Below are 25,439 nucleotides of genomic sequence, written 5' to 3' on the forward strand. Positions count from 1 at the left end.
AGAGCAGGTAGGATGTACGCCTATTTTGAGGGTGCCATCGTCAATGAAATTCAAGGATCTTCGGGATTTCGTGCAGCAGCTTGAGCAGCGCGGAGAGTTGAAACGCATCCAGATTCCCGTCTCGCCGGTGCTGGAAATGACCGAGGTGTGCGACCGCACGCTGCGGGCCAAGGGCCCGGCGCTGTTGTTCGAAAAGCCGACTGGCTACGACATCCCGGTGCTCGGCAACCTGTTCGGCACCCCTGAGCGGGTGGCCATGGGCATGGGCGCCGAGTCGGTCAGCGAGCTGCGCGAAATCGGCAAGCTGCTGGCGTTCCTCAAGGAGCCCGAGCCGCCGAAGGGCTTGAAAGACGCATGGTCGAAACTGCCGATCTTCCGCAAGATCATCTCGATGGCGCCAAAAGTCGTCAAAGACGCGGTGTGCCAGGAAGTGGTCATCGAAGGCGACGACGTCGACCTCGCGATGCTGCCGGTGCAGACCTGCTGGCCCGGCGACGTCGGCCCGCTGATCACCTGGGGCCTGACTGTCACCAAAGGCCCGAACAAGGATCGTCAGAACCTCGGTATCTACCGTCAGCAAGTGATCGGCCGCAACAAGGTGATCATGCGTTGGCTCAGTCACCGTGGCGGTGCGCTCGACTACCGCGAATGGTGCGAAAAGCATCCGGGTCAGCCGTTCCCGGTGTCCGTGGCCCTGGGGGCTGATCCTGCGACCATTCTCGGCGCCGTGACGCCAGTGCCGGACAGCCTGTCCGAATACGCTTTCGCCGGGCTCTTGCGCGGTAACCGCACCGAATTGGTCAAGTGCCGTGGCAACGACCTGCAAGTGCCGGCCACCGCCGAGATCATCCTCGAAGGCGTGATCCATCCGGGCGAAATGGCCGATGAAGGCCCGTACGGCGACCACACCGGTTACTACAACGAAGTCGACAGCTTCCCGGTGTTCACCGTCGAGCGCATTACCCACCGGATCAAACCGATCTACCACAGCACCTACACCGGCCGGCCGCCGGATGAGCCGGCGATCCTCGGTGTGGCGCTGAACGAAGTGTTCGTGCCGATCCTGCAAAAGCAGTTCCCGGAAATCACCGACTTCTACCTGCCGCCGGAAGGTTGCTCGTACCGCATGGCCATCGTGACCATGAAGAAGTCGTATCCAGGGCATGCCAAGCGCGTGATGCTCGGTGTCTGGTCGTTTTTGCGACAGTTCATGTACACCAAGTTCGTTATCGTCACCGACGACGATATCAACGCCCGCGACTGGAACGACGTGATCTGGGCCATCACCACGCGCATGGACCCCAAGCGCGACACGGTGATGATCGATAACACGCCGATCGACTACCTCGACTTCGCCTCGCCGATCTCAGGGTTAGGTTCGAAAATGGGCCTCGATGCCACCCACAAGTGGCCAGGCGAAACCACTCGCGAGTGGGGCCGCGTGATCGTCAAGGACGACGCCGTTACCCAACGGATCGATGCCATCTGGAATCAGTTAGGAATAGATTGATGCGTGTAACCCTGCAGCCCTCCGGAGCAGTGCTTGAGATACAGCCCGGTGAGCGGATTCTCGATGGCGCGCGGCGCCTGGGCTATGAATGCCCGCAAAGCTGCCGCAACGGTAATTGTCACGTGTGTGCGGCGCTGCTGGTTGAAGGTAGCGTCGCGCAGGACGGCAAGGTGCATGACCACGGCGAGTTCTACACTTGCATAGCCGAGCCGCTGGAAGACTGCATCCTGCTGTGGGATGGCGTGCTCGCGCTGGGAGAACTGCCGGTGCGCAGCCTGTCGTGTCAGGTCATCGAATGCCGCGACGTCGGTGGCGACACCTGGCGCGTGCGTCTGCGCGCCCCGGCCGGCAAGCCGCCGCGTTATCACGCCGGGCAATACTTGATGATCGAGCGCGAGAACGGCGAGAAATCGGCGTTCTCCATGGCTTCGGCACCGCACGGCGGACGTGATCTGGAAATCCACGTGCTGGCGCGCGAAGCCAGTGCACTGAGCCTGATCGAACAGCTGCAACGCAACGCGATGGTGCGTGTCGAGCTGCCATTCGGTGATACGCATCTGGCCGAGCTGCCGGATGGGCCGCTGGTGCTGGTCGCCGCCGGTACCGGCATGGGCCAGATTCACGCCCTGATCGAGCACTGCCGCGCCAACGGCTTCAAACATCCCGTGCATCTGTATTGGGGCGTGCGCCGTCCGGAAGATTTCTATGAGATCGAACATTGGGACGAATGGCTGAAGTTGCCCAACCTGTTCCTGCACAAAGTCGTCAGCGATCAATGCGGTTGGGAAGGGCGCTGCGGCATGTTGCATGAGGCAGTCTGCGAAGACTTTCCTGACCTGAAGCCGCTGCACGTTTACGCCAGCGGCTCGCCGGCCATGGTCTACGGCACGCTCGACGCCTTGGTCGAAGCCGGGATGGACGCCCATCAAATGCGCGCTGACGTGTTCGCGTACGCCCCGCGCTCTTGAGCCTCGTGCTGAATCCGTTATAACTCTCTATATAGCCGATCGGTATTTATGTAATTGCATAAATACCGCTAGGTTATATATCAATCAGGCAATCAATTAAGAACTGTGCCATGGCACCCAAATTGCCTTAAAACTTATGTGCCTTATTGTTACAGCGGTGCGTTCTATTAAGTAATTCTTTACCCGCGGGGAGCTGAACGCTATTCGCCATGAGCGCCATTGAAAACGCTTTTCTGAATTTGAATTACCCTCCGCGGCTCGATCTTGGGCCGCAGCTGACGCACGAACAACTTCTCGCTTCCATGCAATCGACCATGGCGCGCCACAAGGGCGGGCCGGTGTGGCTGTTCGCCTACGGTTCGCTGATCTGGCGGCCGGAGTGTTCAGCAGTGGAGCGCGTGCGTGGACGCGTGCATGGCTATCATCGCGGTTTGTACCTGTGGTCGCACGAGCACCGTGGTACGCCGGAAATGCCGGGGCTGGTGTTTGGTCTGGATCGCGGCGGTTCATGCAGCGGCTTTGCTTATCGCTTGCCGGAGGACAATCTTGACGCAGCGCTCTATGCGCTGTGGAAACGCGAGATGCCGGTGCCGTCGTATCGGCCACACTGGCTCAACTGCCGGCTCGCAGATGGCAGTCAGGTTCAGGCCTTGGGATTCGTGTTGGAGCGGCACCTGCCCAGCTATGCCGGCAACTTGCCGGATCACGTGCTGAGCCAGGTGTTCGAAAGCGCCAGTGGGCGTTACGGCACCACTCGCGATTATGTCGAGCAGACCGCACACGCCCTGCGCAGCCACGCCATGCCAGATCGCAATCTGGAGGCGCGGCTCAAACGCTGTCAATCACAAAGCGATCAAGCGACCGCTTCACGGCTCTGACTGGCGACTTGCTTGTGCCACAGCGTCGGGGCCAGGAAGGCCATCGACAACAGGCAAGCGCCCACCAGCAGCACGAAACCGCCATCCCAGCCGAAATGGTCCACGGTGTAGCCCATCGCGGCACTGGCCGCGACCGAACCACCGAGATAACCGAACAGCCCAGTGAAACCCGCAGCGGTGCCAGCGGCTTTCTTCGGTGCCAGTTCCAGTGCCTGCAAGCCGATCAACATCACCGGGCCGTAGATCAGGAAGCCGATCGAGAACAGCGCGATCATGTCGACGGTCGGGTTGCCGGCCGGGTTCAGCCAGTAAACCAGCGTCGCGACAGTCACCAGTGCCATGAACACCATGCCGGTCAGGCCACGGTTGCCCCGGAAGATCTTGTCCGACATCCAGCCGCACAGCAGCGTGCCGGGAATACCCGCCCACTCGTAGAAGAAATAGGCCCACGAGGTTTTATCCACGGTGAAACCCTTGGCTTCCTTCAGGTAGGTCGGCGCCCAGTCCAGCACGCCGTAGCGCAGCAGGTAGACGAAGACGTTGGCCATGGCGATGTACCAGAGCATTTTGTTGCGCAGCACATATTTGACGAAAATCTCTTTCGCGCTGAATTCGTCTTCGTGGCTGGCGTCGTAGCCTTCCGGGTAATCGTTCTTGTACTTCTCGATCGGTGGCAGGCCAACCGATTGCGGGGTGTCGCGCATGGTGATGAACGCGAACACCGCCACGCCCAGCGCCACGGCTGCCGGCACGTAGAACGCAGCATGCCAGTCGTTGAACAAGCCCATGCCGAGCAGGAACAGCGGGCCGATCAGACCGCCGCCGACGTTATGCGCCACGTTCCATACGGACACCACACCGCCACGTTCCTTCTGCGACCACCAGTGCACCATGGTCCGGCCACTCGGCGGCCAGCCCATGCCCTGAGCCCAACCGTTGATGAACAGCAGAATGAACATCATGGTCACGCTGGACGTTGCCCAAGGCGCGAAACCGAAAATGAACATCACCCCGGCCGAGACCAGCAGGCCGAACGGCAGGAAGTAGCGCGGGTTGGAACGGTCGGACACCAGGCCCATGAGGAACTTCGACAGGCCATAGGCAATGGCGATCGCCGACATCGCCAGACCCAGATCGCCACGGCTGTAGCCTTCGTCGATCAGGTACGGCATGGCCAGGGAGAAGTTTTTGCGCAGCAGGTAATAACCGGCGTAGCCAAAGAAAATACCGGCGAAGATCTGCCAGCGCAGGCGTCGGTACGTGCTGTCTATTTTTTCTTCAGGCAATGGAGCCTGATGTGCGGCAGGTCGAAAGAAAGCAAACATTCAAGAGCTCCAAATTTCTTGTTTTGACTGCGGATGCGAATGTTACAGTTTCGTTACCGAAAATAGCACCGGTTCGCATTGGCAAAACAGCGGAAATGTTGGAAATCGCACGTTCCTTTATGAACCTGTCGCTCAGCTGTAAGAACAGGGCGTTTTTGTGGCGGCCGGGACGTTGTGTTTTAGACTCGCGATCAATAGACCGACTGATTTCGCGAGAAAACCGATGACCCCGAAAGTTCGCAGGTTGCTGCCCAGATTGCTGGTAGCGGTAGCGCTCACTGTTTCCGTGTTGGCGCTGAGTCTCGCGCAAGACTCGGCGGCGCCGGGGTTACGCAATGTCACTGTGCTGATCGTCCGTCATGCGGAAAAGCCCGAGGTGGGTCCTGAGCTCAATGCTCGTGGCGAACAACGCGCCGCCGCTTACGCCGACTATTTCACCCCGTTGAAACTGGATGGCCAGACGCTCACGCCGCAACGTCTGATCGCTACCGCTGACAGCGCGCAAAGCATCCGCCCCCGGCAGACTTTGATCCCGCTGTCGCAACGCCTGCAACTGCCGATTGAACAGCCGTTCGCCAATAACGACGTCGACAGACTGGTTAGCTCACTGCGCAAGAGCAATCAGGCGAAAACCGTGCTGATTGCCTGGCATCACGGCCACATCAATAAGCTGATAGCCGCTTTCGGCGGCGATGGCCCGGCGTTGATCGGCCAGCCGAAATGGCCGGTGGATGTTTACGATTGGCTGATTGTTTTGCGCTTCGACGACAAGGGGCAGTTGGTGGAGTCGCGTAGCGAGAAGGTGCAGGAAGATCTGATGCCGGGCGACATGGCGGCGTCGCCCGGTCATTGAGGCGCCTCAGCGAACCTTTACCACAACCTTCCCGACAGCCTTGCGCTGGCCAAGATCATTGATCGCCTGCGCCGCATTGCTCAGCGGATACACCTGCGACACCAGCGGTTTCAACTTGCCCTCGGCAAACCAGCCAAACAACTGCTGGAAGTTCGCCGCGTTGTCCTGCGGCTGGCGCTGGGCGAAGGAGCCCCAGAACACGCCGAGTACCGCCGCGCCTTTGAGCAGGGCGAGGTTGACCGGCAGTTCGGGGATCCGGCCGCTGGCGAAGCCGACCACCAGCAAGCGGCCGTTCCAGGCGATGGCGCGGATGGCTTGATCGAACAGGTCGCCGCCGACCGGATCGTAGATCACATCAGCGCCCTGGCCGTCGGTGAGGCGTTTGATTTCGTCCTTGAGGCTGGCTTCGCTGTAGTTGATCAACTCATCGGCGCCGGCAGCCTTGGCCACCGCGAGCTTCTCGGTGCTGCTGGCGGCGGCGATGACGCGGGCGCCCATGGCTTTGCCGATTTCCACCGCCGCCAGGCCGACACCGCCGGACGCGCCCAGCACCAGCAGGGTTTCGCCCGGTTGCAGGTTGGCGCGCTGCTTGAGCGCGTGCATCGAAGTACCGTAGGTCATGCTGAAGGCGGCGGCGGTGTTGAAGTCCATCGACGGCGGGATTGGCAGCACGTTGTAGCCCGGCACCGCGACCTGTTCAGCGAAGCTGCCCCAGCCGGTCAGGGCCATGACCCGATCGCCGACCTTCAGGTGGCTGACCTTTTCACCGACCTCCGTGACCACGCCTGCTGCTTCGCCACCCGGCGAGAACGGGAAGGGCGGTTTGAACTGGTACTTGCCCTCGATGATCAGCGTGTCCGGGAAGTTGACCCCGGCGGCGTGCACGTCCAGCAGGATTTCGTTCTTCTTGACGACAGGACTGGCGACGTCTTCCAGTACCAGCGATTCGGCAGGGCCGAAGGCTTTGCACAGCACGGCTTTCATCAGGGCTATTCCTTTGGGAGTGATGGCCGATAAGTGTAGGTGTGTCAGTCAACGGGTCAACGAGCATGCCCGGCCCTGATAGTCAGCCATAAGCTTGTGCTTGCGCGGCGGGTCGTTATGCTAGGCCGCAAACCGGATAAGGAGCGAATTGTGAAAGCGTGGATCATGTTGTTGCTGGCCCTGTCTCTGCCTGTGGCAGCGCTGGCCGAAGAAGCCAAAGAAGGCGAAGCGCCGAAGGTCAGCTACATCAGCCTGAGCCCGCCGTTCGTGGGCAACTACGGGCTGGACGGCACACCGAAGCTCAAGGTCTACAAGGCCGACGTGGCGCTGCGCGTGACGGGCGATGAAGCCGCCAAACTGGTCAAGGCCAACGAGCCGCTAATCCGTAATCAACTGGTGGCGCTGTTTACTCAGCAGACGACCGAGGCGATGGGCAGCATCGAAGGTAAAGAGAAGCTGCGTCAGGAAGCGTTGAAGCAGACCCAGCAAGTGATGAATGACGAGACCGGCAAGCCGGTGGTTGAAGATCTGTTGTTCAACAACCTGATCATTCAATAAGTCATCCGTCGTCCGGGCGGGCCCCATCGCTGGCAAGCCAGCTCCCACAGGTTTTTCGGGTGGTCACAAATTATGTGTTCACTGAAAACCCCTGTGGGAGCTGGCTTGCCAGCGATTGCATTTTGGCCGGCGGCAAATGAATCAGGGTTTTAGTGCGATGACCGCTGCCCACTGCTCTGGTGTGACCGGCATCACCGACAATCGCGAGCCCTTCTGCACCAACGGCATCTCGGCCAGCGCGGTCTGCTGCTTCAGATAATCCAGCTTCAAGACCCGGGCAAACGTCTCGACGTGCTCGACATCGATTGCACTCCACGCATTCTTCTCCGGAGTAGCCTTCGGGTCGAAGTAGTGGCTTTCCGGCTCCATTGCGGTGGGATCCGGGTACGCCGCCTGAATAATTTTCCCGATACCGGCAATTCCCGGCTCCGGGCAACTGGAATGATAGAAAAAGAACTCATCGCCCACCGCCATCGCCCGCAGGAAGTTACGTGCCTGATAGTTGCGAACCCCATCCCAGCGCGCTTTGCCGAGCTTTTCCAGACCTTTGATCGAGAGTTCGTCGGGCTCGGACTTCATCAGCCAATAGGCCATGGTTTTTTGCTCCTGAAACGGTCATTGGGCAGGTTGTCGGGCAATTTTATGACAAACCGACAGTCGGTTGACGTCAGCGTTTGCGCGCAGGTTCACGTTGTCGCAAAATGCCGGCCTTTAAAGCTTGACGCTGCTGCACGGCCTACGAACGGAAACCGCTGCTGTCATCGTGATGATGTGCCTTGAGGGGGGCAATCGATGAAACGCAAACCGGATCTACTATGGACTTTGGTAATTTTGTTTGGCTTGGGCGTCGTGACCACCGGTTACGCACAGAGCCTGTGGTCGAACAAGGCCGACGCGCCGATTGAAGTCGCGCAACAGGTGCAACAGTCGACCGCGTTCAAACGCTGAAGCTGCTTTCTCGGCGCCGCTGTTCTGTGCGGCGCTCTATCCCGCGAAATACCACGCCTTGTCGGTGACCGTGCCGTGTAACGGTATATCCCAACTGGCTTGCGCCAACCGTTCGACCTTCTGACATTCATGGGCCAGGCCCAGCAGCGTCGGCTTGCGCCAGCTTTTACGGCGCGCCAGATACGCCAGGCTGCGATCGTAAAAACCGCCGCCCATGCCCAGTCGCCCGCCGACATCGTCAAACCCCACCAACGGCAACAACACCAGATCCAGCGCCCAGACTTTGCGTTGCCGGGCCAGATTGGCCCGTGGTTCGAGAATGCGGAAACGATTGGGTTTGAGCTTTTCGCCGGGACGAATCCGTTGAAAGACCATTTTGGTCCGTGGCCAGGCGCTCAGCACCGGCAGGTAAGTCGCCTTGCCCCGACGCTGCGCTTCACGCAGCAGCAGACGCGGATCGATTTCACCATCGGTGGGCAGGTACAGGGAAATGTGTTTTGCCCGACGAAAGCGCGGGTCTTGGGCCAATTGCCGCAACAGGCCTTTGGCGGCCTGGCGTTGCTCGCTCTTGGTCAGCGCACGGCGCGCCTTGCGCAGCAGGCGGCGGAGTTGCGGGCGGGGCAGCAGCGCGGGTTCGGTCATGGTTCGGCTTCGGCAGGATGGATGCAAAAACGTACGCATAAAAAATCCGATGGCGGTTTTCACCGCCATCGGATTCGAATCAGGCTCCCCGGATGAACCGCTGTCGACTTAGCCCTTGAACCCGAAAGTTCAAGGTGGAAGATGCAGTAGACTTTAAGGCTTTCCGTCTAGCGGACATGCACACCAGCCCAACGTGCAACTTCCAGGGTAGTGCGAATCGGCTCAGGGACATCGTCAACTGGCAAGCACCCCAGGGAGTGCTGCGAGTATACCGCAAGCGCTCAGTCGAATCAGCCCTTGGTGGTGTTCTGATCGTCGGCGAGCACCAGATCGACACGATCGAGCAAGTCGCGTACCTGTTCACGGGTCGAACCGCTGGCCTGGATGTCCGGACGCTCTTCTTTGTGCAAGAGGTCGTGGGTGATGTTCAGCGCGGCCATCACGGCAATGCGGTCGGCGCCGATGACTTTGCCGCTGCTGCGGATCTCGCGCATCTTGCCGTCCAGATAGCGGGCAGCACTGACCAGATTGCTGCGTTCTTCCTGCGGGCAGATGATCGAATATTCTTTGTCGAGGATCTGCACGGTAACGCTATTGCTTGAACTCATGAGTCTTGCTCCAGGGCCTTGAGGCGCGAAATCATCGATTCGACCTTACGCCGGGCGATTTCGTTTTTTTCAATGAGGTGAGCGCGTTCCTCGCGCCAGGTCTTTTCCTGAGCTAGTAAGAGTGTGTTTTGACTCTTAAGTTGCTCGACTCGGGTAATCAGCAGTTCGAGTCTGGCCATCAGCGCTTGCAGGTCGGTGTCTTCCATTGTGTCCACTGGGTCGGAGTCTGTCTGATGGGATAGCTGGCGGACAGCCTTTAATAGTCTTGGCGAGTCTGTCGATGTAGGATACAAGGCCTTCATTCTAGACATAGCGCCGTCTGGCGCCTAGCTGCCCATGACCATTGCGAATTCCCCGTACCAAGCCTTTGCCACCCTGCTGACTTCCAGCGGCCACAACGTCTCGCCTGCCGAATTGCATGGCGTGCTGCTCGGACGCAGCTGCGCCGGTGCCGGCTTCGATAACGAAGGCTGGCTGATCGACGCCGCCGAACTGCTCGAAGGCGACATCCAGGACAACGTCCGCAACGCCCTGATCGGCCTGCAAGAGATGGTCAAAGGCGAACTGACCGGCGACGACGTCACTGTCGTTCTGCTGCTGCCGACCGATGACGCGCCGCTGGCCGACCGCGCCGCTGCACTGGGTGAGTGGTGCCAGGGCTTCCTCAGCGGTTTCGGCCTGAACTGCCGCGACAGCAGCATGCTCAGCACTGAAGCCACCGAAGTGCTGCAGGATCTGGCCGCCATTGCCCAGGTGCAGGATGCGCTGGAAGAATCCGAAGACGGCGAAACCGACTACATGGAAGTCATGGAGTACCTGCGCGTCGCGCCGCTGCTGCTGTTCTCGGAAACCAAGAAAGCCGACGTGCCGCCAGCCGCCAAGCCGTCGCTGCATTAATCGCGTGCCAGGGAAAGCCATCTGCCCATGACCCATATCCCGAAAGCGGAATACAGCCGTCGCCGCAAGGCCCTGATGGCGCAGATGGAACCCAACAGCATCGCGATTTTGCCCGCCGCCGCGGTGGCCATCCGCAACCGCGACGTCGAGCACGTCTACCGTCAGGACAGCGACTTCCAGTACCTCAGCGGCTTTCCCGAGCCGCAAGCCGTCATCGTTTTGATGCCCGGTCGCGAGCATGGCGAGTACGTGCTGTTCTGCCGTGAACGCAATGCCGAACGCGAATTGTGGGATGGCTTGCGCGCGGGGCAGGAAGGCGCGATTCGTGACTTCGGTGCCGACGACGCTTTCCCGATCACCGACATCGACGACATTCTCCCGGGCCTGATCGAAGGCCGCGACCGGGTGTATTCGGCGATGGGCAGCAACCCCGAATTCGATCGCCACCTGATGGACTGGATCAACGTGATCCGCTCCAAGGCGCACCTCGGCGCCCAGCCGCCGAACGAATTCGTTGCCCTGGATCATCTGCTGCACGACATGCGTCTGTATAAATCGGCGGCGGAAGTGAAGGTGATGCGCGAAGCCGCGCGGATCTCGGCGCAAGCCCACATCCGCGCGATGCAGGCCAGTCGGGCCGGGCTCCACGAGTACAGCCTCGAAGCCGAACTCGACTACGAATTCCGCAAGGGCGGGGCGAAAATGCCGGCTTATGGTTCGATCGTCGCCGCCGGGCGCAACAGCTGCATCCTGCATTACCAGCAGAATGACGCGCTGCTCAAGGACGGTGATCTGGTGTTGATCGACGCCGGTTGCGAGATTGACTGCTACGCCAGCGACATCACCCGCACCTGGCCGGTCAACGGCAAGTTTTCGCCCGAGCAGAAAGCGATCTACGAATTGGTGCTGGCCTCGCAGGAAGCTGCATTCGCCGAAATCGCCCCGAACAAACACTGGAATCAGGCGCACGAAGCCACGGTTCGCGTTATCACCACGGGGTTGGTGAAACTCGGTTTGCTGCAGGGTGAGGTCGACGAATTGATCGCCAGCGAAGCCTATAAAGCGTTCTACATGCACCGCGCCGGCCACTGGCTGGGCATGGATGTGCATGACGTTGGCGAGTACAAGGTCGGCGGCGAATGGCGCGTGCTCGAAGTCGGCATGGCGCTGACCGTCGAGCCGGGCATCTACATCGCCCCGGACAATCAAAACGTCGCGAAGAAATGGCGCGGCATTGGCGTGCGCATCGAGGACGACGTGGTGGTGACCAAAACCGGTTGTGAAATCCTCACCAGCGGCGTGCCGAAAACCGTCGCCGACATCGAAGCGCTGATGGCACAAGCAAGGACACACGCGGCATGAGTCGAGTCAATCTGGCAATCATCGGTGGCGGTCTGGTCGGCGCCAGCCTGGCCTTGGCCTTGCAGGCCGGGGCCAAGGCGCGTGGCTGGAAGATCGTGCTGATCGAACCGTTCGCTCCCGGCGACAGCTGGCAGCCGAGCTACGACGCGCGTTCGTCGGCGCTGTCCTTTGGCTCGCGGCAGATTTATCAACGGCTCGGTGTATGGCAGGAAATCTCCCGCCGCGCCGAGCCGATCAAACAGATTCACGTCTCTGATCGTGGCCGCTTCTCCACCGCGCGTCTGTCGGCGATGGAAGAGGGCGTGCCGGCGCTCGGTTACGTGGTGGAAAACGCCTGGCTCGGCCAGTGCCTGTGGCAGCACATCGATAAAGAAGTGATCAGTTGGCGCTGCCCGGCGGAAGTCACGCGCATGGAACCGCTGCCCGATGGCTATCGCCTGACCCTCAATGATGAAACCACGCTTGAATGTGACCTCGCGGTGCTCGCCGATGGCGGTCGTTCCGGTCTGCGCGAGCAACTGGGCATCAACGTGCGCAAGCGTCCGTACAACCAGAGTGCGCTGATCGCCAACATCACCCCGAGTGAAGCGCACAACGGCATGGCTTTCGAGCGCTTCACCGACGAAGGGCCGATGGCGCTGCTGCCGTTGCCGGAAAACCGCTGCGCTTTGGTCTGGACCCGTCTGGGCATGGACGCACAGCGCCTGGCCGATTTGAGCGAGCGCGATTTCCTCAGCGAGTTGCAGGGCGTGTTCGGTTACCGCCTCGGCACGCTGAAACAGGTTGGCGCACGACATCTATATCCGCTGACGCTGGTCGAAGCCGAAGAACAAGTGCGTTCGCATCTGGCTGTGCTCGGCAACGCCGCACACAGCCTGCACCCGATCGCCGGTCAGGGTTTCAACCTGTCGCTGCGTGATGCCGACACCTTGGCGGCTGCGCTGTTGGCCAGCGATAAACCGCTCGGCGACTTCGCTACGTTGCAGGCGTATCGCGAGCGTCAGCGTCTCGATCAGGATCTCACCGTCGGTTTTTCCGATCAGGTCACGCGGCTGTTCGGCAGCACGCAGCCACTGGTGTCGCTGGGTCGCAACATCGGCTTGCTCGGACTTGATCTGCTGCCACCGGCCAAGCGCTGGTTTGCGCGCCAGGCCATGGGTTTGGGAACACGTCCGGATGCTTAAGTGGTTGACCGCTAAATTCGGCAAGGCGCGGTTGATGCGCTGGGTGATGACGTTCTACCCGCCTTATCTTGGCGCCGGTGTCCGCGTTCGGCACATCAGCGATGACTTCCGCGACGTTCAGGTGTCGATGGGCCTCGGCTGGTACAACCGCAACTACGTCGGCACGCAGTTTGGCGGCAGTCTGTATTCGATGGTCGATCCGTTCTTCATGCTGATGCTCATGGAAAACCTCGGCTCGCGTTACATCGTCTGGGACAAGGCCGCCGACATCGATTTCATTGCGCCAGGCAAAGGCCCGGTGTTCGCCCGCTTCAATATCGACGAGACCTTGCTCGCCGAGATTCGCCGGCAAACCGCCAATGGCGAGAAATACCTGCCGCAGTTGCAGGTCGACATTCATGACGGCGCCGGCAATCTGGTGGCGCGGGTCGGTAAAACCCTTTACGTGCGGCTCAAGCCGCAAGCGAGACAGGCTTAAAGCATGGAAATGCGCGCAGATCTGCTGATTGTCGGAGCCGGAATGGTCGGCAGCGCTTTGGCGTTGGCGTTGCAGGACAGCGGGCTGGAAGTCCTGCTGCTCGACGGCAGCCCGCTGAGCGTCAAACCGTTCGACACTGACGCGGCGTTTGAGCCGCGAGTGAGCGCCCTGTCAGCGGCGAGCCAGCGGATTCTTGAACGCCTCGGCGTCTGGGAAGGCATCGCCAAGCGCCGCAGCAGCCCGTACACCGACATGCACGTGTGGGACGGCAGCGGCACCGGGCAGATTCATTTCTCGGCGAGCAGTGTGCATGCCGAGGTGCTCGGCCACATCGTTGAAAACCGTGTTGTGCAGGATGCCTTGCTCGACCGTTTGCACGATTGCGATCTGGGCATGCTGGCCAATGCGCGGCTGGAACAGATGCGCCGCTCCGGCGATGACTGGCTGCTGACCTTGGCCGATGGCCGTCAGTTGCGTGCGCCGCTGGTGATCGCCGCTGACGGTGCCAACTCGGCAGTTCGCCGTCTCACCGGTGTGGCGACGCGCGAGTGGGATTACCTGCATCACGCCATCGTTACCAGCGTGCGCAGCAGTAAGCCGCACCAGATGACCGCGTGGCAGCGTTTTACCGATCACGGGCCGCTGGCGTTTCTGCCGCTGGAGCGTGACGGCCAGCAGGATTGGTGTTCGATCGTCTGGTCGACCACGCCGAGCGAGGCCGAGCGTTTGATGACGCTGGATGAAGCGGATTTCTGCCGTGAGCTGGAGCGTGCCTTTGAAGGTCGCCTCGGTGAGGTGATCAGCGCTGACCCGCGACTGTGCGTGCCGCTGCGTCAGCGTCACGCCAAACGCTATGTGGCTGAAGGCCTGGCGCTGATCGGCGATGCGGCGCACACCATTCACCCGTTGGCCGGGCAGGGGGTGAACCTCGGTTTCCTCGATGCGGCGGTGCTGGCCGAGGTGTTGTTGCAAGCGGCCGAACGCGGTGAGCGTTTGGCCGATGTGAAGGTGCTGAGCCGTTACGAGCGTCGGCGCATGCCGCATAACCTCGCACTGATGGCGGCGATGGAAGGGTTTGAGCGATTGTTTCAGGCGGATCCGTTGCCGGTGCGCTGGTTGCGCAATGCTGGGTTGAAGCTGGTGGAGCAGATGCCCGAGGCGAAGGCGCTGTTTGTGCGTGAAGCCCTCGGGTTGACCGGGGATCTTCCGGCGCTGGCCAAACCCTGACATCTCCATTGAGGCTTATGGCCCCTTCGCGAGCAAGCTCGCTCCCACAGTGGTCGGTGGGAAACATCAATGTTGGATATACCGAAAACCTTGTGGGAGCTGGCTTGCCAGCGATGGCGTCGGCAAACCCAATACAAAAATAACGCTGTGCAACATCTGGTAACTCCTTCAAAAAGAGTTCGATTGAGGTGGTAAATGTGAGTCCTTATCATTTGGCCCACATTTTCCGACCGAGAGACCACTCCCATGTTGGCACCCAAGCGTCTTCTGACCGCACTGGCCTTGACCCTGATCGGCAGCACCACGGCTCAGGCCGCTGATGAGGTGGTGGTTTACTCGTCGCGCATCGATGAACTGATCAAACCGGTCTTCGATGCCTACACCGCCAAGACCGGGGTGAAGATCAAGTTCATCACCGACAAGGAAGCGCCGCTGATGCAGCGCATCAAGGCCGAAGGCGAAAACGCCACGGCTGACCTGTTGCTCACCGTCGACGCCGGCAACCTCTGGCAAGCCGAGCAAATGGGCATCCTCCAGCCGTTCACTTCAAAAACCATCGACGCCAACATCCCGCAGCAGTACCGCTCGTCCACCCATGCGTGGACCGGCCTGAGCCTGCGCGCGCGGACCATCGCCTATTCGACTCAGCGCGTGAAGCCGGGCGAACTGACCACTTACGAAGCGCTGGCTGACAAGAACTGGGAAGGGCGTCTGTGCCTGCGTACGGCGAAGAAGGTCTACAACCAGTCGCTGACCGCGACCATGATCGAAGTCCATGGCGCCGAGAAGACCGAAAAAATCCTCAAGGGCTGGGTCAATAACCTGTCCACCGATGTGTTCTCCGATGACGTAGCGGTGCTCGAAGCGATCAGCGCCGGCCAGTGCGACGTCGGCATCGTCAACACTTACTACTACGGTCGCCTGCACAAGCAGAAGCCGGAGCTGCCGGTGAAATTGTTCTGGCCGAACCAGGCGGATCGTGGCGTACACGTGAACCTCTCGGGCATTGGCCTGACCAAGCATGCGCCGCATCCGGAAGCGGCCAAGGCTTTGGTCGAGTGGATGACCACACCTGAGGCGCAGAAGATTTTTGCTGACGTGAACCAGGAATTCCCGGCCAACCCGGCGGTGGCACCTTCAGAGGAAGTGGCGGCGTGGGGCAAGTTTGTTGCCGACACCTTGCCGGTGGAAGTGGCGGGCAAGCGTCAGGCTGAGGCGATTCGGATGATGGATCGGGCGGGTTGGAATTGAGGCTTTTTCGATAAACTTGTCTGCTTCGAGATCCAGCCCCTCACCCCAGCCCTCTCCCAGAGGGAGAGGGGGCCGACTTGTAGTGTTTTCGAAACCTGAGTTCGACTCGATATCTCAGGTCGATGTAGCTTGCGTGAGCACCTCGGTCAGTCCCCTCTCCCTCTGGGAGAGGGTTAGGGTGAGGGCAGCAATCTCAACCTGAAATACTCAATCCAAGAACACCCTCAATCCCCCCAGAGACCCAAAAGTGGCCCACCCCGCCCAACGCCGCTGGTACCCCATCGTCTTCGCCATCGCTGCGCTGGTGCTGTTGCCCCTGAGCGTTTTGCTGCTCTCCTGGCAGACCATCGATCAACAAATCTGGTCGCACCTTTGGGAAACCCAGATGCCACGCCTGCTCGGCAATACTCTGACGCTGGTCGTTGGCGTCGGTGTCGGTGTGACCCTGCTCGGCGTCAGTCTCGCCTGGCTCACCAGCCTCTGCGAATTCCCCGGGCGGCGCTGGCTCGACTGGGCGCTGATGCTGCCCTTCGCCATCCCCGCGTACGTGCTGGCCTTCGTCTTCGTCGGCCTGCTCGACTTTGCCGGCCCCGTGCAAACCCTGCTGCGCGAATGGTTCGGCTCAGGCCTGCGCTGGCCCCGGGTGCGCTCCACCGGCGGGGTGATTATCGTGCTGGTGCTGGTCTTCTACCCGTACGTCTACCTGCTGGCGCGCACCGCGTTCCTCGCCCAGGGCAAAGGCCTGATGGAAGCCGCGCGGGTGCTCGGCCAATCACCGTGGCAGGCTTTCTGGCGTGTGGCCTTGCCGATGGCGCGTCCGGCCATTGGTGCCGGTGTAGCGTTGGCGCTGATGGAAACCCTCGCCGATTTCGGTGCGGTGTCGGTGTTCAACTTCGACACCTTCACCACGGCGATCTACAAAACCTGGTACGGCTTCTTCAGCCTGCCGAGCGCCGCGCAACTGGCCAGCCTGTTGCTGCTGGTGGTGATGCTGGTGCTCTACGGCGAGCGTCGTGCGCGCGGCGCCAACCGGGCGAGCAACGAGCGGCCACGGCTCAAAGCGCTGTACCACCTGCGTGGATTCAAGGCTTTCGCCGCGATGAGCTGGTGTGGACTGGTGTTCGCCTGTGCCTTCGTCATTCCGGTGCTGCAACTGCTCGTCTGGTTCTGGCAGCGCGGCCGTTTCGATCTCGATGAACGCTATGCCGGGCTGATCCTGCATACGCTGTATCTGGGCGCCATGGCAGCGTTGATCACCGTCAGCGTTGCCTTGTTGCTGGCGTTTGCCCGGCGCCTGGCACCGACTCGGGCGATCAACGCCGGCGTTGGTCTGGCCAATCTCGGTTATGCGTTGCCGGGTTCGGTACTGGCGGTGTCGATCATGCTGGCGTTCAGTTATCTGGATCGCGAGTTGGTGATTCCACTTTCGGGCTGGCTCGGGGGCGCGGGCAAACCGTTGCTGCTCGGCAGTCTGGCGGCATTGTTGATGGCGTATCTGGTGCGCTTTATCGCGGTGGCGTACGGGCCGCTGGAAAGCAGTCTGGCGCGTATACGGCCTTCTTTGCCCGAAGCAGCACGTAGCCTCGGTGTCAGTGGGCCGCGACTGTTTTTCAAAGTGTATCTGCCTCTTTTGCTGCCCGGCACGTTGAGCGCGGCGTTGCTGGTGTTCGTCGATGTGCTCAAGGAAATGCCCGCCACCCTGCTGATGCGCCCGTTTGGCTGGGATACGCTGGCCGTACGGATCTTTGAAATGACCAGTGAAGGGGAATGGGCGCGGGCATCGTTGCCGGCGCTGACGCTGGTTCTGGTCGGCCTGTTGCCGGTTATCGGACTGATCCGCCGTTCGGCGCAACGAAACACTTAGTCGTCAGTCCTGAATCATGCGGCTACAATGCGCGGCATTCGGTGCGGTTCGTCTGACAGATCTGTTCGCTGGAATCGGCTGAGAGCCTTCTATTTCAAGGCTTTCACCCGTACAGCGGCTGTCCGCACCTTCGCCACGCCCGGAAGGAGAAACCCATGGGACAGCGTACGCCTCTGTATGACCTGCATCTCGCCCTCGGCGCGAAGATGGTCGATTTTGGCGGTTGGGACATGCCACTGCATTACGGCTCGCAGGTCGAGGAGCACCACGAAGTGCGCCGCGATTGCGGGGTCTTCGATGTATCCCACATGACCGTGATCGACGTCACCGGTGCCCAGGCCAAGTCCTGGCTGCAGCATTTGCTGGCCAATGATGTCGACCGCCTGCACCGCCCCGGCCGTGCGTTGTACAGCACCATGCTCAATGAGCGCGGCGGCATCGTCGATGACATGATCGTTTATCGCCTGGACGACGCTTATCGTCTGGTGGTCAACGCGTCCACCCGCGATCAGGACTTGGCCTGGATGAACGCGCAGCTCGGCGATTACGACGTGCAACTGCACGAACGCGGCGAACTGGCGATGCTTGCCATTCAAGGCCCGCAGGCCCGGCACAAGATTGCCGAACTGGTGACCCAGGCCCGCGCCACGCTGATTCAGCACCTCAAACCGTTTGAAGGCTACGCCGACGGCGACTGGTTCATCGCACGCACCGGTTACACCGGCGAGGATGGCCTGGAGATCTGTCTGCCGGCGAATCAGGCGCCGGGATTCTTCAACGACCTGGTCGGCGCCGGTATTTCCCCGATTGGCCTCGGTGCCCGCGACACCCTGCGGGTGGAAGCCGGGATGAACCTCTACGGTCAGGACATTCATCAAGACGTTTCGCCACTGGCCTCGAACATGGCCTGGAGCATCGCTTGGGAACCGGCCACGCGCCAGTTCATCGGCCGCGCTGCGCTGGAAGCGGAAAAAGCCACCGGCGTTGCACACAAACTGGTCGGCCTGGTGCTGGAAGAGCGCGGTGTTTTGCGTGCCCATCAGGTGGTTCGCATCGCCGATGTTGGCGAAGGGGAGATCACCAGTGGTAGTTTCTCTCCTACGCTAAGCAAATCGATTGCCCTGGCGCGTGTTCCGATGGCAACCGCCGACCGCGCCGAAGTGGAAATCCGTGGCAAGTGGTACCCCGTGCGAGTGGTCAAACCGACCTTCGTACGCCATGGCAAAACTTTGATCTAACCTTTTCCGGCGGGCAGACCGCTGACAATTTCTTGAGGACACCGAAGATGAGCGATATCCCTGCCGAACTGCGTTTTGCCGAAAGTCATGAATGGGCCCGTCTGGAAGCCGACGGCACCGTCACCGTGGGTATCAGCGATCACGCGCAGGAAGCGCTGGGCGATGTGGTGTTCGTCGAGCTGACTGAAGTAGGCAAGGTGTTCGCCGCTGGTGATCAATCCGGTGTCGTTGAGTCGGTGAAAGCCGCTTCGGACATTTACTCGCCGATCAGCGGTGAAGTCATCGCGATCAACGAAGAGCTGGGCGGCTCGCCCGAGCTGCTGAACTCCGACCCGTACGGCGCGTGGATCTTCAAGCTCAAGCCAAGCGACAAGGCTGAGCTGGACAAGCTGCTCGACGCTGCCGCTTACAAGGCTGCCATCGGCGAATAAGCTTCACGGAACACCGCAAAGCCCCGACCTGTCGGGGCTTTTTCATGGGCGTCCTTCAAGCGCCGTGCAAAACCGCCTTCACTGCCGCCACCGAGCGCTCGACATCGTCCTTGTTCATCGTGGTGAACATCGGCAGCGAGACAATCAGCCGGCCGACACGCTCGGCCACCGGCAACATGCCTTCCTTGAAACCGCGCTCGCGGTACAAACTCAGCAAGTGAATCGGCGGATAGTGATAGCCGATGCCGATCCCTCGCGCCTGCATCTGCTCCATGAAGGTTGCCCGCGCTGGCAGACCATCCGTGCGTTCTGGCAGCACCAGTTGAAACAGATGCCAGTTGCTGTTGCTGAAGTCCGCCGGCGGCAGTTGTGCGCCATACACAGCTTCGAAATCGCCGCCAAAACAGTTGAAGTAATGGCGAGCCAGTTCGCGTCGATGAGCGGTCAGGCTCTCGATATGAGCGAATTGCCCAAGACCGATGGTGGCCGCAACGTCCGTCATGTTGAACTTGCCGCCCAGCACATCGACGTCCAGACCATCGAAACCGTTGCGGGTCACGCCCTGCAAGCGGTACTTCTCCGCCAGCCGCGCTTCCTCAGGTGTGTTCAGCACAAGGCAACCGCCCTCGGAGCAGGTGACATTCTTGTTGGCCTGAAAACTGAACGACACGAAATCGCCAGTGGCGCCGATGCGCTGGCCGTTCCAGCTCGAACCCAGCGCCTGTGCGGCGTCTTCGATGATGCGCAGATTGTGTTTACGGGCGATGGCGTACAGGCGCTCCATGTCCACCGGCAGGCCGGCGAGATAAACCGGAATCAGCGCTTTGGTGCGTGGGGTGATAGCCGCTTCCAGTTGATCGAGATCGATATTGCGGGTCACCGGGTCGATGTCGGCAAACACCGGTGTGGCGCCCACCTCAAGGATCACGTTGGCCGTGGCCACCCAGGAAATCGGCGTGGTGATCACTTCATCACCGGGGCCGATGCCGGCGATGCGCAAGGCGATTTCCATGGTGCAGGTGCCGGAGTTGAAAGTGCGCACCGGGCGGCCGCCCAAGTATTGCGACAACTGCGCTTCAAAGGCCTGGACCTTCGGCCCGCTGGTGATCCAGCCGGAGCGCAAGACATCGCCGACGGCGGCAATGGTGGCTTCGTCGATGACAGGTTTGGAAAACGGCAGGAACGGCAGTGGGCTCATAAGGCTTTGATCATCCGCGGATTGGACGCCTGAAGCAGGCACCACAGCATGGCCCGGAACACCCGTGGCCGCCAAGCCGTGCTCGCCGATATCGACTGCTATGCTGGTTTGACCGTGTTGCATTGACGCCGAGCGCCAGCCAAGAGAGAGCCCGTCATGTCCCAGTTGCCGTCCCTGAGCCAGTTACGCGACCCCGATGCCTTCCTGCGCCGTCACCTCGGCCCCGATGCCGCCGAGCAACAAGCGATGCTCGACAGTCTCGGCCTCGGCAGCCGTGTCGAACTGATCGAACAGACCGTGCCGCCGGGCATTCGCTTCAATCGCGCGCTCGATCTGCCACCGGCACTGGATGAACCAGCGGCGCTGGCCAGACTGCGCGGTTATGCCGAGCAGAATCAGCTCTGGACCAGCCTGATCGGCATGGGCTATCACGGCACCCTGACGCCGACCGTCATCCTGCGTAACGTCCTGGAAAATCCCGGCTGGTACACCGCGTACACGCCGTATCAACCGGAGATCGCGCAGGGCCGGCTCGAAGCACTGCTGAATTTCCAGCAACTGACCATCGACCTGACGGGGCTGGAACTGGCCAATGCCTCGCTGCTCGATGAAGCCACGGCGGCGGCAGAAGCCATGGCCCTGGCCAAGCGCGTGGCGAAGTCGAAGAGCAATCTGTTTTTCGTCGACGAGAACTGCCATCCACAGACCATTTCCGTGGTGCAGACCCGCGCCGAAGGTTTCGGCTTCGAACTGATCATCGACACTGTGGATAACTTGAAACAGCACCAGGTCTTCGGTGCGCTGCTGCAATACCCGGACACCCACGGTGAGGTGCGCGATCTGCGGCCATTGATCGACCACTTGCATGCACAACAGGCGCTGGCCTGCGTCGCCACGGATTTGTTGAGTTTGTTATTACTGACGCCGCCGGGTGAGTTGGGCGCCGACGTGGTGTTCGGTTCGTCGCAGCGCTTTGGTGTGCCGATGGGCTATGGCGGTCCGCATGCGGCGTTTTTTGCCAGTCGCGAAGAATACAAACGGGCGATCCCGGGGCGGATCATCGGGGTCTCCAGGGATACGCGGGGCAACGTCGCACTGCGCATGGCCCTGCAAACCCGCGAGCAACATATCCGCCGCGAGAAGGCCAACTCGAACATCTGCACGGCGCAGGTGCTGTTGGCCAACATCGCCAGTTTCTATGCGGTGTATCACGGCCCGGAAGGCTTGAAACGCATTGCTCAGCGTGTGCATCGGCTGACTTGTATTCTGGCGGCCGGGCTTGAGCGCAAAGGAATAAGTCGGGTCAATGCGCAGTTTTTCGACACCCTCACCCTGGACGTCGGGGGGGCGCAAACCGCGATCATCGAAAGCGCTCAAGCGGCGCAGATCAACCTGAGGATTCTTGGTCGTGGTCGCTTGGGCCTGAGCCTTGATGAAACCTGCGATGAAAACACCGTGGCGAAGCTGTTCGATGTACTGCTCGGTGCCGATCATGGGTTGAACGTCGACGAACTGGATGCTGAAGCGCTTGTTTCAGGGATTCCCGACAACCTCCAGCGCAACACGCCTTATTTGCGCCATCCGGTGTTCAACGCCCATCACAGCGAAACCGAGATGCTGCGTTACCTCAAACATCTGGAGAACAAGGATCTGGCGCTCAATCAGTCGATGATCCCGCTGGGCTCCTGCACCATGAAGCTCAACGCCACCAGCGAGATGATCCCGATCACCTGGCCGCAATTTGCCCATCTGCACCCGTTTGTGCCGCGCGAGCAGGCCGTCGGCTACACGTTGATGATCGAAGAACTGCAGCGCTGGTTATGCGCGATCACCGGGTTCGACGCCATCTGCATGCAGCCCAACTCCGGCGCACAGGGTGAATACGCGGGATTGCTGGCGATCCGTAAATATCATGAGAGCCGGCAGCAGGGCGCGCGGGACATTTGCCTGATTCCATCCTCGGCTCACGGCACCAACCCTGCGTCGGCGCAGATGGCCGGCATGCGCGTGGTCATCGTCGAGTGCGACGAAGCGGGCAACGTCGATCTGGAGGATTTGAAAGCCAAAGCCGCTGAGGCTGGGGATAAGTTGTCGTGCCTGATGGCGACTTATCCGTCGACGCATGGTGTGTACGAGGAGGGCATCAGCGAAATCTGCGAAGTGATCCACAAGTACGGCGGTCAGGTGTACATGGACGGCGCCAACCTCAATGCGCAGGTCGGCCTGGCGCGGCCGGCGGACATTGGCGCCGACGTGTCGCACATGAACTTGCACAAGACGTTCTGCATTCCCCATGGCGGTGGCGGGCCGGGCATGGGCCCGATCGGCATTCGCGCGCACCTGGCGCCGTTTGTCGCCAACCACCCGGTGGTACCGATCGACGGGCCGCTGGCGCAGAACGGTGCGGTCAGCGCCGCGCCGTGGGGCAGTGCGAGCATCCTGCCGATCAGCTGGATGTACATCGCCATGATGGGCCCGCAACTGGCGGATGCCAGCGAAGTGGCGATCCTCGCGGCGAATTACCTGGCGCAGCATTTATCCGGCGCGTTCCCGGTGCTGTACACCGGGCGCAACGGGCGCGTGGCACATGAATGCATTCTCGATCTGCGACCGTTGAAGGCGCAGACCGGCATCAGTGAAGAAGACGTCGCCAAGCGCCTGATGGATTACGGCTTCCATGCGCCGACCATGTCGTTCCCGGTGCCGGGCACCTTGATGGTCGAGCCGACCGAAAGTGAATCCAAGGCTGAACTGGATCGGTTTATCGGCGCCATGCTGAGCATTCGTGCAGAAATCACCGAAGTGCAGAACGGCAATTGGCCGGCGGAAGACAACCCGCTGAAACGGGCGCCGCATACCTTGGCGGATGTCACCGGAGTGTGGGAACGTCCTTACAGCATCGAGCAGGGCATCACCCCGGATGCGCACAGCAAGGCGCACAAGTATTGGCCGGCAGTGAACCGGGTCGATAACGTCTACGGCGACCGCAACCTGTTCTGTGCTTGTGTCCCGGTCGATGATTACCGCTGACATCCAGACTGTATGCGGTCCTTGTGGGAGTGAGCTTGCTCGCGAAGACGGCGTGTCAGTCGCCGCATATTGTGAATGTGACATTGCCTTCGCGAGCAAGCTCGCTCCCACAGGGTTTTGTGCTGGTCTCAGAAGACAGGCAAAAAAATGCCGCTCGTTTGAGCGGCATTTTTGTTGGCGGATGGCTTACTCGGAAGCCACGGCGTTCTTCGCCAGAATCGCATTCGCCAGTTCCATGTCCGAGGCCTGCAGACCCGGATTGTCGGCGCGGACTTTCTGCATCGCCGCTTCCAGATATGGGCCGCGAATGCTGCCGTCACTGGCAACGAAACTGCCGGCATCGTCCTGCGCGGCGATGATCAGCTTGTGATCCTTGAACGTCAGGTAGGTCGAACCGGTGGTCGCACCGGACGAGATGACATTACGCCAGAAGCTGTCCGCCATGGCCGAACCAACGGGAAGGGACAGCAAGGCCAGTGTGGCAACAGCAAGTTTGAGACGCATGATGTGGTGACTCCTGGGGGTTGACTACGGCGTTGGATCGTCATTTCCACGATCCAGTTCCGTATCCGGCTATTCCGCGCGCTCCACCAACAGCACCGCACCTTGCTGCCCGGTCACGCGTACGCGTTCGCCGAGCGCGGTGTCCGGTCCGCGAGCGATCCATACGCCATCGGCCACCTTGATCTTGCCGCGACCATCGACAATCGCTTCACTGACCACGAACACTTTGCCGATCAGTTCCTGACCACGCAGGTTCAGCAGCGGTTGATCGCTGCGGCGCACGGCTGTGCGCTGGCGTCGCCACCAATACAGCGCCGTGAGGATCGAAAACACAGCAAAAAGTAACAGCTGAACTTCCCACGGCAGGGTTGGCCATACGAACGTGGTGACACCGACCGCGGCCGCCGCCATGCCGATCCACAGCAGGTAGCCGCCCGCCCCGAACACTTCGAGGATCAGCAACACGGTGCCCAGCCCCAGCCAGCTCCAGAAGGTGAACAGTTCGGTGGGCATGACTCAGGCCTTCTTGCCGTCGAAGGTCGCCTTGACGATTTCGCCGATGCCGCCCACGGCGCCGATCATCGAACTGGCTTCCAGCGGCATGAGGATTACTTTGCTGTTGTTGGCCGAAGCCAGTTTGCCCAGTGCGTCGATGTATTTCTGTGCAACGAAATAGTTGACCGCCTGAACGTTGCCGCCAGCGATGGCCTCGGACACCACTTTGGTCGCCTGAGCTTCGGCTTCGGCCTGACGCTCACGGGCTTCAGACTCGAGGAATGCGGCCTGACGGCTACCTTCGGCCTCGAGAATCTGCGCCTGTTTCTTGCCCTCGGCGGTGAGGATCGCCGAGGCGCGCAGGCCTTCGGCTTCGAGGATTTGCGCGCGTTTGATCCGCTCGGCTTTCATCTGGCCGGACATCGCCGCCATCAGATCGGCAGGCGGGCTGATGTCTTTGATTTCGATCCGGGTGATCTTGATGCCCCACGGCGCGGTGGCTTCGTCGACGGTGCGCAGCAGGCGTTCGTTGATGTTGTCACGCTGGCTGAGCATCGCATCGAGTTCCATCGAGCCGAGCACGGTGCGGATATTGGTTTGCAGCAGATTGCGAATGGCGTGCTCCAGGTTGTTCACCTCGTAGGCGGCCTGGGCGGTATTCACCACCTGGAAAAAGCACACCGCATCGATCTGCACCGTGGCGTTGTCGGCGGTGATGACTTCCTGCGGCGGGATATCCAGCACGCTTTCCATCACGTTGATCTTGCGCCCGATCCGGTCCATCACCGGAATGATGATGTTCAGGCCCGGCTTGAGGGTGTTGGTATAGCGACCAAAGCGCTCGACCGTCCACTCGAAGCCCTGCGGCACGACCTTGAAGCCCATGAACAGGATGGCGATGGCCAGGGCCACAAACAGTAAAAGTACACTTCCGGTCTGCATAACGATTCCTTGTTGGATAGATCAGTGGCGCAAGTGTAACGGTGTGGCCCGGCGTTAAGAACAG

The 25,439-nt window shown here is 60.8% G+C and carries 26 protein-coding genes and 1 other RNA gene; 16 read left to right on the forward strand and 11 right to left on the reverse strand.

The window, feature by feature from the left end; genetic code table 11:
• Nucleotides 1-43: 43 nt before the first annotated feature.
• From ubiD to WA225_RS25805, 3 genes are all read left to right on the forward strand, one after another.
• On the forward strand, nucleotides 44-1,510 hold the full coding sequence (gene ubiD / locus WA225_RS25795; RefSeq protein WP_077574985.1) for a 4-hydroxy-3-polyprenylbenzoate decarboxylase: 1,467 nt from the start codon (nucleotides 44-46) through the stop codon (nucleotides 1,508-1,510).
• On the forward strand, nucleotides 1,510-2,478 hold the full coding sequence (locus tag WA225_RS25800; RefSeq protein ID WP_034151997.1) for a CDP-6-deoxy-delta-3,4-glucoseen reductase: 969 nt from the start codon (nucleotides 1,510-1,512) through the stop codon (nucleotides 2,476-2,478). Before ubiD ends, WA225_RS25800 begins: the two co-directional genes overlap by 1 nt.
• A gap of 209 nt (nucleotides 2,479-2,687) precedes the next feature.
• Nucleotides 2,688-3,356 (forward strand): gamma-glutamylcyclotransferase, encoded by a 669-nt coding sequence (locus WA225_RS25805; protein ID WP_160059841.1) that lies wholly within the window; start codon nucleotides 2,688-2,690, stop codon nucleotides 3,354-3,356.
• Here the strand turns inward: WA225_RS25805 and glpT are convergent.
• Nucleotides 3,332-4,681: a glycerol-3-phosphate transporter gene (gene glpT, locus WA225_RS25810; protein ID WP_007911178.1), complete on the reverse strand. Its 1,350-nt coding sequence runs from the start codon at nucleotides 4,679-4,681 to the stop codon at nucleotides 3,332-3,334. The genes WA225_RS25805 and glpT overlap by 25 nt on opposite strands.
• Nucleotides 4,682-4,904: 223 nt before the next feature.
• Between glpT and WA225_RS25815 the strand changes: the two genes are divergently transcribed.
• Nucleotides 4,905-5,534, forward strand: a complete 630-nt coding sequence (locus WA225_RS25815; RefSeq protein ID WP_422610172.1) for a flagellar basal body-associated protein FliL — start codon at nucleotides 4,905-4,907, stop codon at nucleotides 5,532-5,534.
• A gap of 6 nt (nucleotides 5,535-5,540) precedes the next feature.
• Here the strand turns inward: WA225_RS25815 and WA225_RS25820 are convergent, their stop codons facing one another.
• Nucleotides 5,541-6,518, reverse strand: coding sequence for an NADPH:quinone oxidoreductase family protein (locus tag WA225_RS25820; protein ID WP_422610173.1), 978 nt, complete (start codon nucleotides 6,516-6,518; stop codon nucleotides 5,541-5,543).
• A 150-nt stretch (nucleotides 6,519-6,668) separates the two neighbouring features.
• Between WA225_RS25820 and WA225_RS25825 the strand changes: the two genes are divergently transcribed.
• On the forward strand, nucleotides 6,669-7,076 hold the full coding sequence (locus WA225_RS25825; protein WP_064116357.1) for a flagellar basal body-associated protein FliL: 408 nt from the start codon (nucleotides 6,669-6,671) through the stop codon (nucleotides 7,074-7,076).
• 141 nt (nucleotides 7,077-7,217) lie between these two features.
• On the opposite strand, the gene WA225_RS25830 is transcribed toward WA225_RS25825, so the two are convergent.
• Nucleotides 7,218-7,670: an EVE domain-containing protein gene (locus tag WA225_RS25830; RefSeq protein WP_422610174.1), complete on the reverse strand. Its 453-nt coding sequence runs from the start codon at nucleotides 7,668-7,670 to the stop codon at nucleotides 7,218-7,220.
• A 198-nt stretch (nucleotides 7,671-7,868) separates the two neighbouring features.
• Between WA225_RS25830 and WA225_RS25835 the strand changes: the two genes are divergently transcribed.
• Nucleotides 7,869-8,024: a hypothetical protein gene (locus WA225_RS25835; protein ID WP_016985917.1), complete on the forward strand. Its 156-nt coding sequence runs from the start codon at nucleotides 7,869-7,871 to the stop codon at nucleotides 8,022-8,024.
• A gap of 36 nt (nucleotides 8,025-8,060) precedes the next feature.
• On the opposite strand, the gene WA225_RS25840 is transcribed toward WA225_RS25835, so the two are convergent.
• The 4 genes from WA225_RS25840 to WA225_RS25855 form a co-directional block, all read right to left on the reverse strand.
• On the reverse strand, nucleotides 8,061-8,666 hold the full coding sequence (locus WA225_RS25840) for a 5-formyltetrahydrofolate cyclo-ligase (RefSeq protein WP_422610175.1): 606 nt from the start codon (nucleotides 8,664-8,666) through the stop codon (nucleotides 8,061-8,063).
• An 81-nt stretch (nucleotides 8,667-8,747) separates the two neighbouring features.
• Nucleotides 8,748-8,926: non-coding RNA, 6S RNA (ssrS, locus tag WA225_RS25845), on the reverse strand.
• A gap of 30 nt (nucleotides 8,927-8,956) precedes the next feature.
• Entirely contained in the window at nucleotides 8,957-9,274 is a 318-nt protein-coding gene (locus WA225_RS25850; RefSeq protein WP_034151990.1) for a cell division protein ZapA, read from the reverse strand.
• On the reverse strand, nucleotides 9,271-9,480 hold the full coding sequence (locus tag WA225_RS25855; RefSeq protein ID WP_422610176.1) for a TIGR02449 family protein: 210 nt from the start codon (nucleotides 9,478-9,480) through the stop codon (nucleotides 9,271-9,273). Before WA225_RS25855 ends, WA225_RS25850 begins: the two co-directional genes overlap by 4 nt.
• 130 nt (nucleotides 9,481-9,610) lie before the next feature.
• Here WA225_RS25855 and WA225_RS25860 point away from each other — a divergent pair, with 130 nt between their 5' ends.
• From WA225_RS25860 to gcvH, 9 genes are all read left to right on the forward strand, one after another.
• Nucleotides 9,611-10,171: a YecA family protein gene (locus tag WA225_RS25860; RefSeq protein ID WP_422610177.1), complete on the forward strand. Its 561-nt coding sequence runs from the start codon at nucleotides 9,611-9,613 to the stop codon at nucleotides 10,169-10,171.
• A 27-nt stretch (nucleotides 10,172-10,198) separates the two neighbouring features.
• Nucleotides 10,199-11,533 (forward strand): Xaa-Pro aminopeptidase, encoded by a 1,335-nt coding sequence (pepP, locus tag WA225_RS25865; RefSeq protein WP_422610178.1) that lies wholly within the window; start codon nucleotides 10,199-10,201, stop codon nucleotides 11,531-11,533.
• Nucleotides 11,530-12,717, forward strand: a complete 1,188-nt coding sequence (gene ubiH, locus WA225_RS25870; RefSeq protein ID WP_422610179.1) for a 2-octaprenyl-6-methoxyphenyl hydroxylase — start codon at nucleotides 11,530-11,532, stop codon at nucleotides 12,715-12,717. Before pepP ends, ubiH begins: the two co-directional genes overlap by 4 nt.
• On the forward strand, nucleotides 12,710-13,195 hold the full coding sequence (locus WA225_RS25875) for a DUF4442 domain-containing protein (protein WP_127930175.1): 486 nt from the start codon (nucleotides 12,710-12,712) through the stop codon (nucleotides 13,193-13,195). Before ubiH ends, WA225_RS25875 begins: the two co-directional genes overlap by 8 nt.
• Nucleotides 13,196-13,204: 9 nt before the next feature.
• Complete coding sequence (locus WA225_RS25880) at nucleotides 13,205-14,422, forward strand: 2-octaprenyl-3-methyl-6-methoxy-1,4-benzoquinol hydroxylase (protein WP_422610383.1); 1,218 nt, start codon at nucleotides 13,205-13,207, stop codon at nucleotides 14,420-14,422.
• A 246-nt stretch (nucleotides 14,423-14,668) separates the two neighbouring features.
• Nucleotides 14,669-15,673, forward strand: a complete 1,005-nt coding sequence (locus WA225_RS25885) for an extracellular solute-binding protein (protein WP_422610180.1) — start codon at nucleotides 14,669-14,671, stop codon at nucleotides 15,671-15,673.
• Between the two features lie 247 nt (nucleotides 15,674-15,920).
• Nucleotides 15,921-17,537: an ABC transporter permease gene (locus WA225_RS25890; protein WP_422610181.1), complete on the forward strand. Its 1,617-nt coding sequence runs from the start codon at nucleotides 15,921-15,923 to the stop codon at nucleotides 17,535-17,537.
• A 155-nt stretch (nucleotides 17,538-17,692) separates the two neighbouring features.
• A complete protein-coding gene (gcvT, locus tag WA225_RS25895) occupies nucleotides 17,693-18,775 on the forward strand; it encodes a glycine cleavage system aminomethyltransferase GcvT (RefSeq protein ID WP_422610182.1) in 1,083 nt (360 codons plus the stop codon).
• 47 nt (nucleotides 18,776-18,822) lie between these two features.
• On the forward strand, nucleotides 18,823-19,206 hold the full coding sequence (gene gcvH / locus WA225_RS25900) for a glycine cleavage system protein GcvH (protein ID WP_422610183.1): 384 nt from the start codon (nucleotides 18,823-18,825) through the stop codon (nucleotides 19,204-19,206).
• Between the two features lie 55 nt (nucleotides 19,207-19,261).
• On the opposite strand, the gene WA225_RS25905 is transcribed toward gcvH, so the two are convergent.
• Nucleotides 19,262-20,404, reverse strand: coding sequence for a DegT/DnrJ/EryC1/StrS family aminotransferase (locus WA225_RS25905; RefSeq protein WP_422610184.1), 1,143 nt, complete (start codon nucleotides 20,402-20,404; stop codon nucleotides 19,262-19,264).
• Nucleotides 20,405-20,560: 156 nt separating this feature from the next.
• Here WA225_RS25905 and gcvP point away from each other — a divergent pair, with 156 nt between their 5' ends.
• Nucleotides 20,561-23,434, forward strand: coding sequence for an aminomethyl-transferring glycine dehydrogenase (gcvP, locus tag WA225_RS25910; RefSeq protein ID WP_422610185.1), 2,874 nt, complete (start codon nucleotides 20,561-20,563; stop codon nucleotides 23,432-23,434).
• Nucleotides 23,435-23,620: 186 nt separating this feature from the next.
• On the opposite strand, the gene WA225_RS25915 is transcribed toward gcvP, so the two are convergent.
• From WA225_RS25915 to WA225_RS25925, 3 genes are all read right to left on the reverse strand, one after another.
• Nucleotides 23,621-23,941 (reverse strand): DUF2388 domain-containing protein, encoded by a 321-nt coding sequence (locus tag WA225_RS25915; protein ID WP_176470061.1) that lies wholly within the window; start codon nucleotides 23,939-23,941, stop codon nucleotides 23,621-23,623.
• Nucleotides 23,942-24,007: 66 nt separating this feature from the next.
• On the reverse strand, nucleotides 24,008-24,451 hold the full coding sequence (locus tag WA225_RS25920) for an NfeD family protein (protein ID WP_422610186.1): 444 nt from the start codon (nucleotides 24,449-24,451) through the stop codon (nucleotides 24,008-24,010).
• Between the two features lie 3 nt (nucleotides 24,452-24,454).
• Entirely contained in the window at nucleotides 24,455-25,375 is a 921-nt protein-coding gene (locus tag WA225_RS25925; RefSeq protein WP_064116343.1) for an SPFH domain-containing protein, read from the reverse strand.
• Nucleotides 25,376-25,439 lie beyond the last annotated feature (64 nt).

It is taken from the genome of Pseudomonas sp. (assembly GCF_049300855.1).
GTDB lineage: Bacteria > Pseudomonadota > Gammaproteobacteria > Pseudomonadales > Pseudomonadaceae > Aquipseudomonas.

What these genes read in the sequence shown, in the direction of transcription:
- ubiD (WP_077574985.1), top strand. Translation starts at nt 44, where the DNA reads ATGAAATTCAAGGATCTTCGGGATTTCGTGCAGCAGCTTGAGCAGCGC.
- WA225_RS25800 (WP_034151997.1), top strand. Translation starts at nt 1,510, where the DNA reads ATGCGTGTAACCCTGCAGCCCTCCGGAGCAGTGCTTGAGATACAGCCC.
- WA225_RS25805 (WP_160059841.1), top strand. Translation starts at nt 2,688, where the DNA reads ATGAGCGCCATTGAAAACGCTTTTCTGAATTTGAATTACCCTCCGCGG.
- glpT (WP_007911178.1), bottom strand. Translation starts at nt 4,681, where the DNA reads ATGTTTGCTTTCTTTCGACCTGCCGCACATCAGGCTCCATTGCCTGAA.
- WA225_RS25815 (WP_422610172.1), top strand. Translation starts at nt 4,905, where the DNA reads ATGACCCCGAAAGTTCGCAGGTTGCTGCCCAGATTGCTGGTAGCGGTA.
- WA225_RS25820 (WP_422610173.1), bottom strand. Translation starts at nt 6,518, where the DNA reads ATGAAAGCCGTGCTGTGCAAAGCCTTCGGCCCTGCCGAATCGCTGGTA.
- WA225_RS25830 (WP_422610174.1), bottom strand. Translation starts at nt 7,670, where the DNA reads ATGGCCTATTGGCTGATGAAGTCCGAGCCCGACGAACTCTCGATCAAA.
- WA225_RS25835 (WP_016985917.1), top strand. Translation starts at nt 7,869, where the DNA reads ATGAAACGCAAACCGGATCTACTATGGACTTTGGTAATTTTGTTTGGC.
- WA225_RS25840 (WP_422610175.1), bottom strand. Translation starts at nt 8,666, where the DNA reads ATGACCGAACCCGCGCTGCTGCCCCGCCCGCAACTCCGCCGCCTGCTG.
- WA225_RS25850 (WP_034151990.1), bottom strand. Translation starts at nt 9,274, where the DNA reads ATGAGTTCAAGCAATAGCGTTACCGTGCAGATCCTCGACAAAGAATAT.
- WA225_RS25855 (WP_422610176.1), bottom strand. Translation starts at nt 9,480, where the DNA reads ATGGAAGACACCGACCTGCAAGCGCTGATGGCCAGACTCGAACTGCTG.
- WA225_RS25860 (WP_422610177.1), top strand. Translation starts at nt 9,611, where the DNA reads ATGACCATTGCGAATTCCCCGTACCAAGCCTTTGCCACCCTGCTGACT.
- pepP (WP_422610178.1), top strand. Translation starts at nt 10,199, where the DNA reads ATGACCCATATCCCGAAAGCGGAATACAGCCGTCGCCGCAAGGCCCTG.
- ubiH (WP_422610179.1), top strand. Translation starts at nt 11,530, where the DNA reads ATGAGTCGAGTCAATCTGGCAATCATCGGTGGCGGTCTGGTCGGCGCC.
- WA225_RS25875 (WP_127930175.1), top strand. Translation starts at nt 12,710, where the DNA reads ATGCTTAAGTGGTTGACCGCTAAATTCGGCAAGGCGCGGTTGATGCGC.
- WA225_RS25880 (WP_422610383.1), top strand. Translation starts at nt 13,205, where the DNA reads ATGCGCGCAGATCTGCTGATTGTCGGAGCCGGAATGGTCGGCAGCGCT.
- WA225_RS25885 (WP_422610180.1), top strand. Translation starts at nt 14,669, where the DNA reads ATGTTGGCACCCAAGCGTCTTCTGACCGCACTGGCCTTGACCCTGATC.
- gcvT (WP_422610182.1), top strand. Translation starts at nt 17,693, where the DNA reads ATGGGACAGCGTACGCCTCTGTATGACCTGCATCTCGCCCTCGGCGCG.
- gcvH (WP_422610183.1), top strand. Translation starts at nt 18,823, where the DNA reads ATGAGCGATATCCCTGCCGAACTGCGTTTTGCCGAAAGTCATGAATGG.
- WA225_RS25905 (WP_422610184.1), bottom strand. Translation starts at nt 20,404, where the DNA reads ATGAGCCCACTGCCGTTCCTGCCGTTTTCCAAACCTGTCATCGACGAA.
- gcvP (WP_422610185.1), top strand. Translation starts at nt 20,561, where the DNA reads ATGTCCCAGTTGCCGTCCCTGAGCCAGTTACGCGACCCCGATGCCTTC.
- WA225_RS25920 (WP_422610186.1), bottom strand. Translation starts at nt 24,451, where the DNA reads ATGCCCACCGAACTGTTCACCTTCTGGAGCTGGCTGGGGCTGGGCACC.
- WA225_RS25925 (WP_064116343.1), bottom strand. Translation starts at nt 25,375, where the DNA reads ATGCAGACCGGAAGTGTACTTTTACTGTTTGTGGCCCTGGCCATCGCC.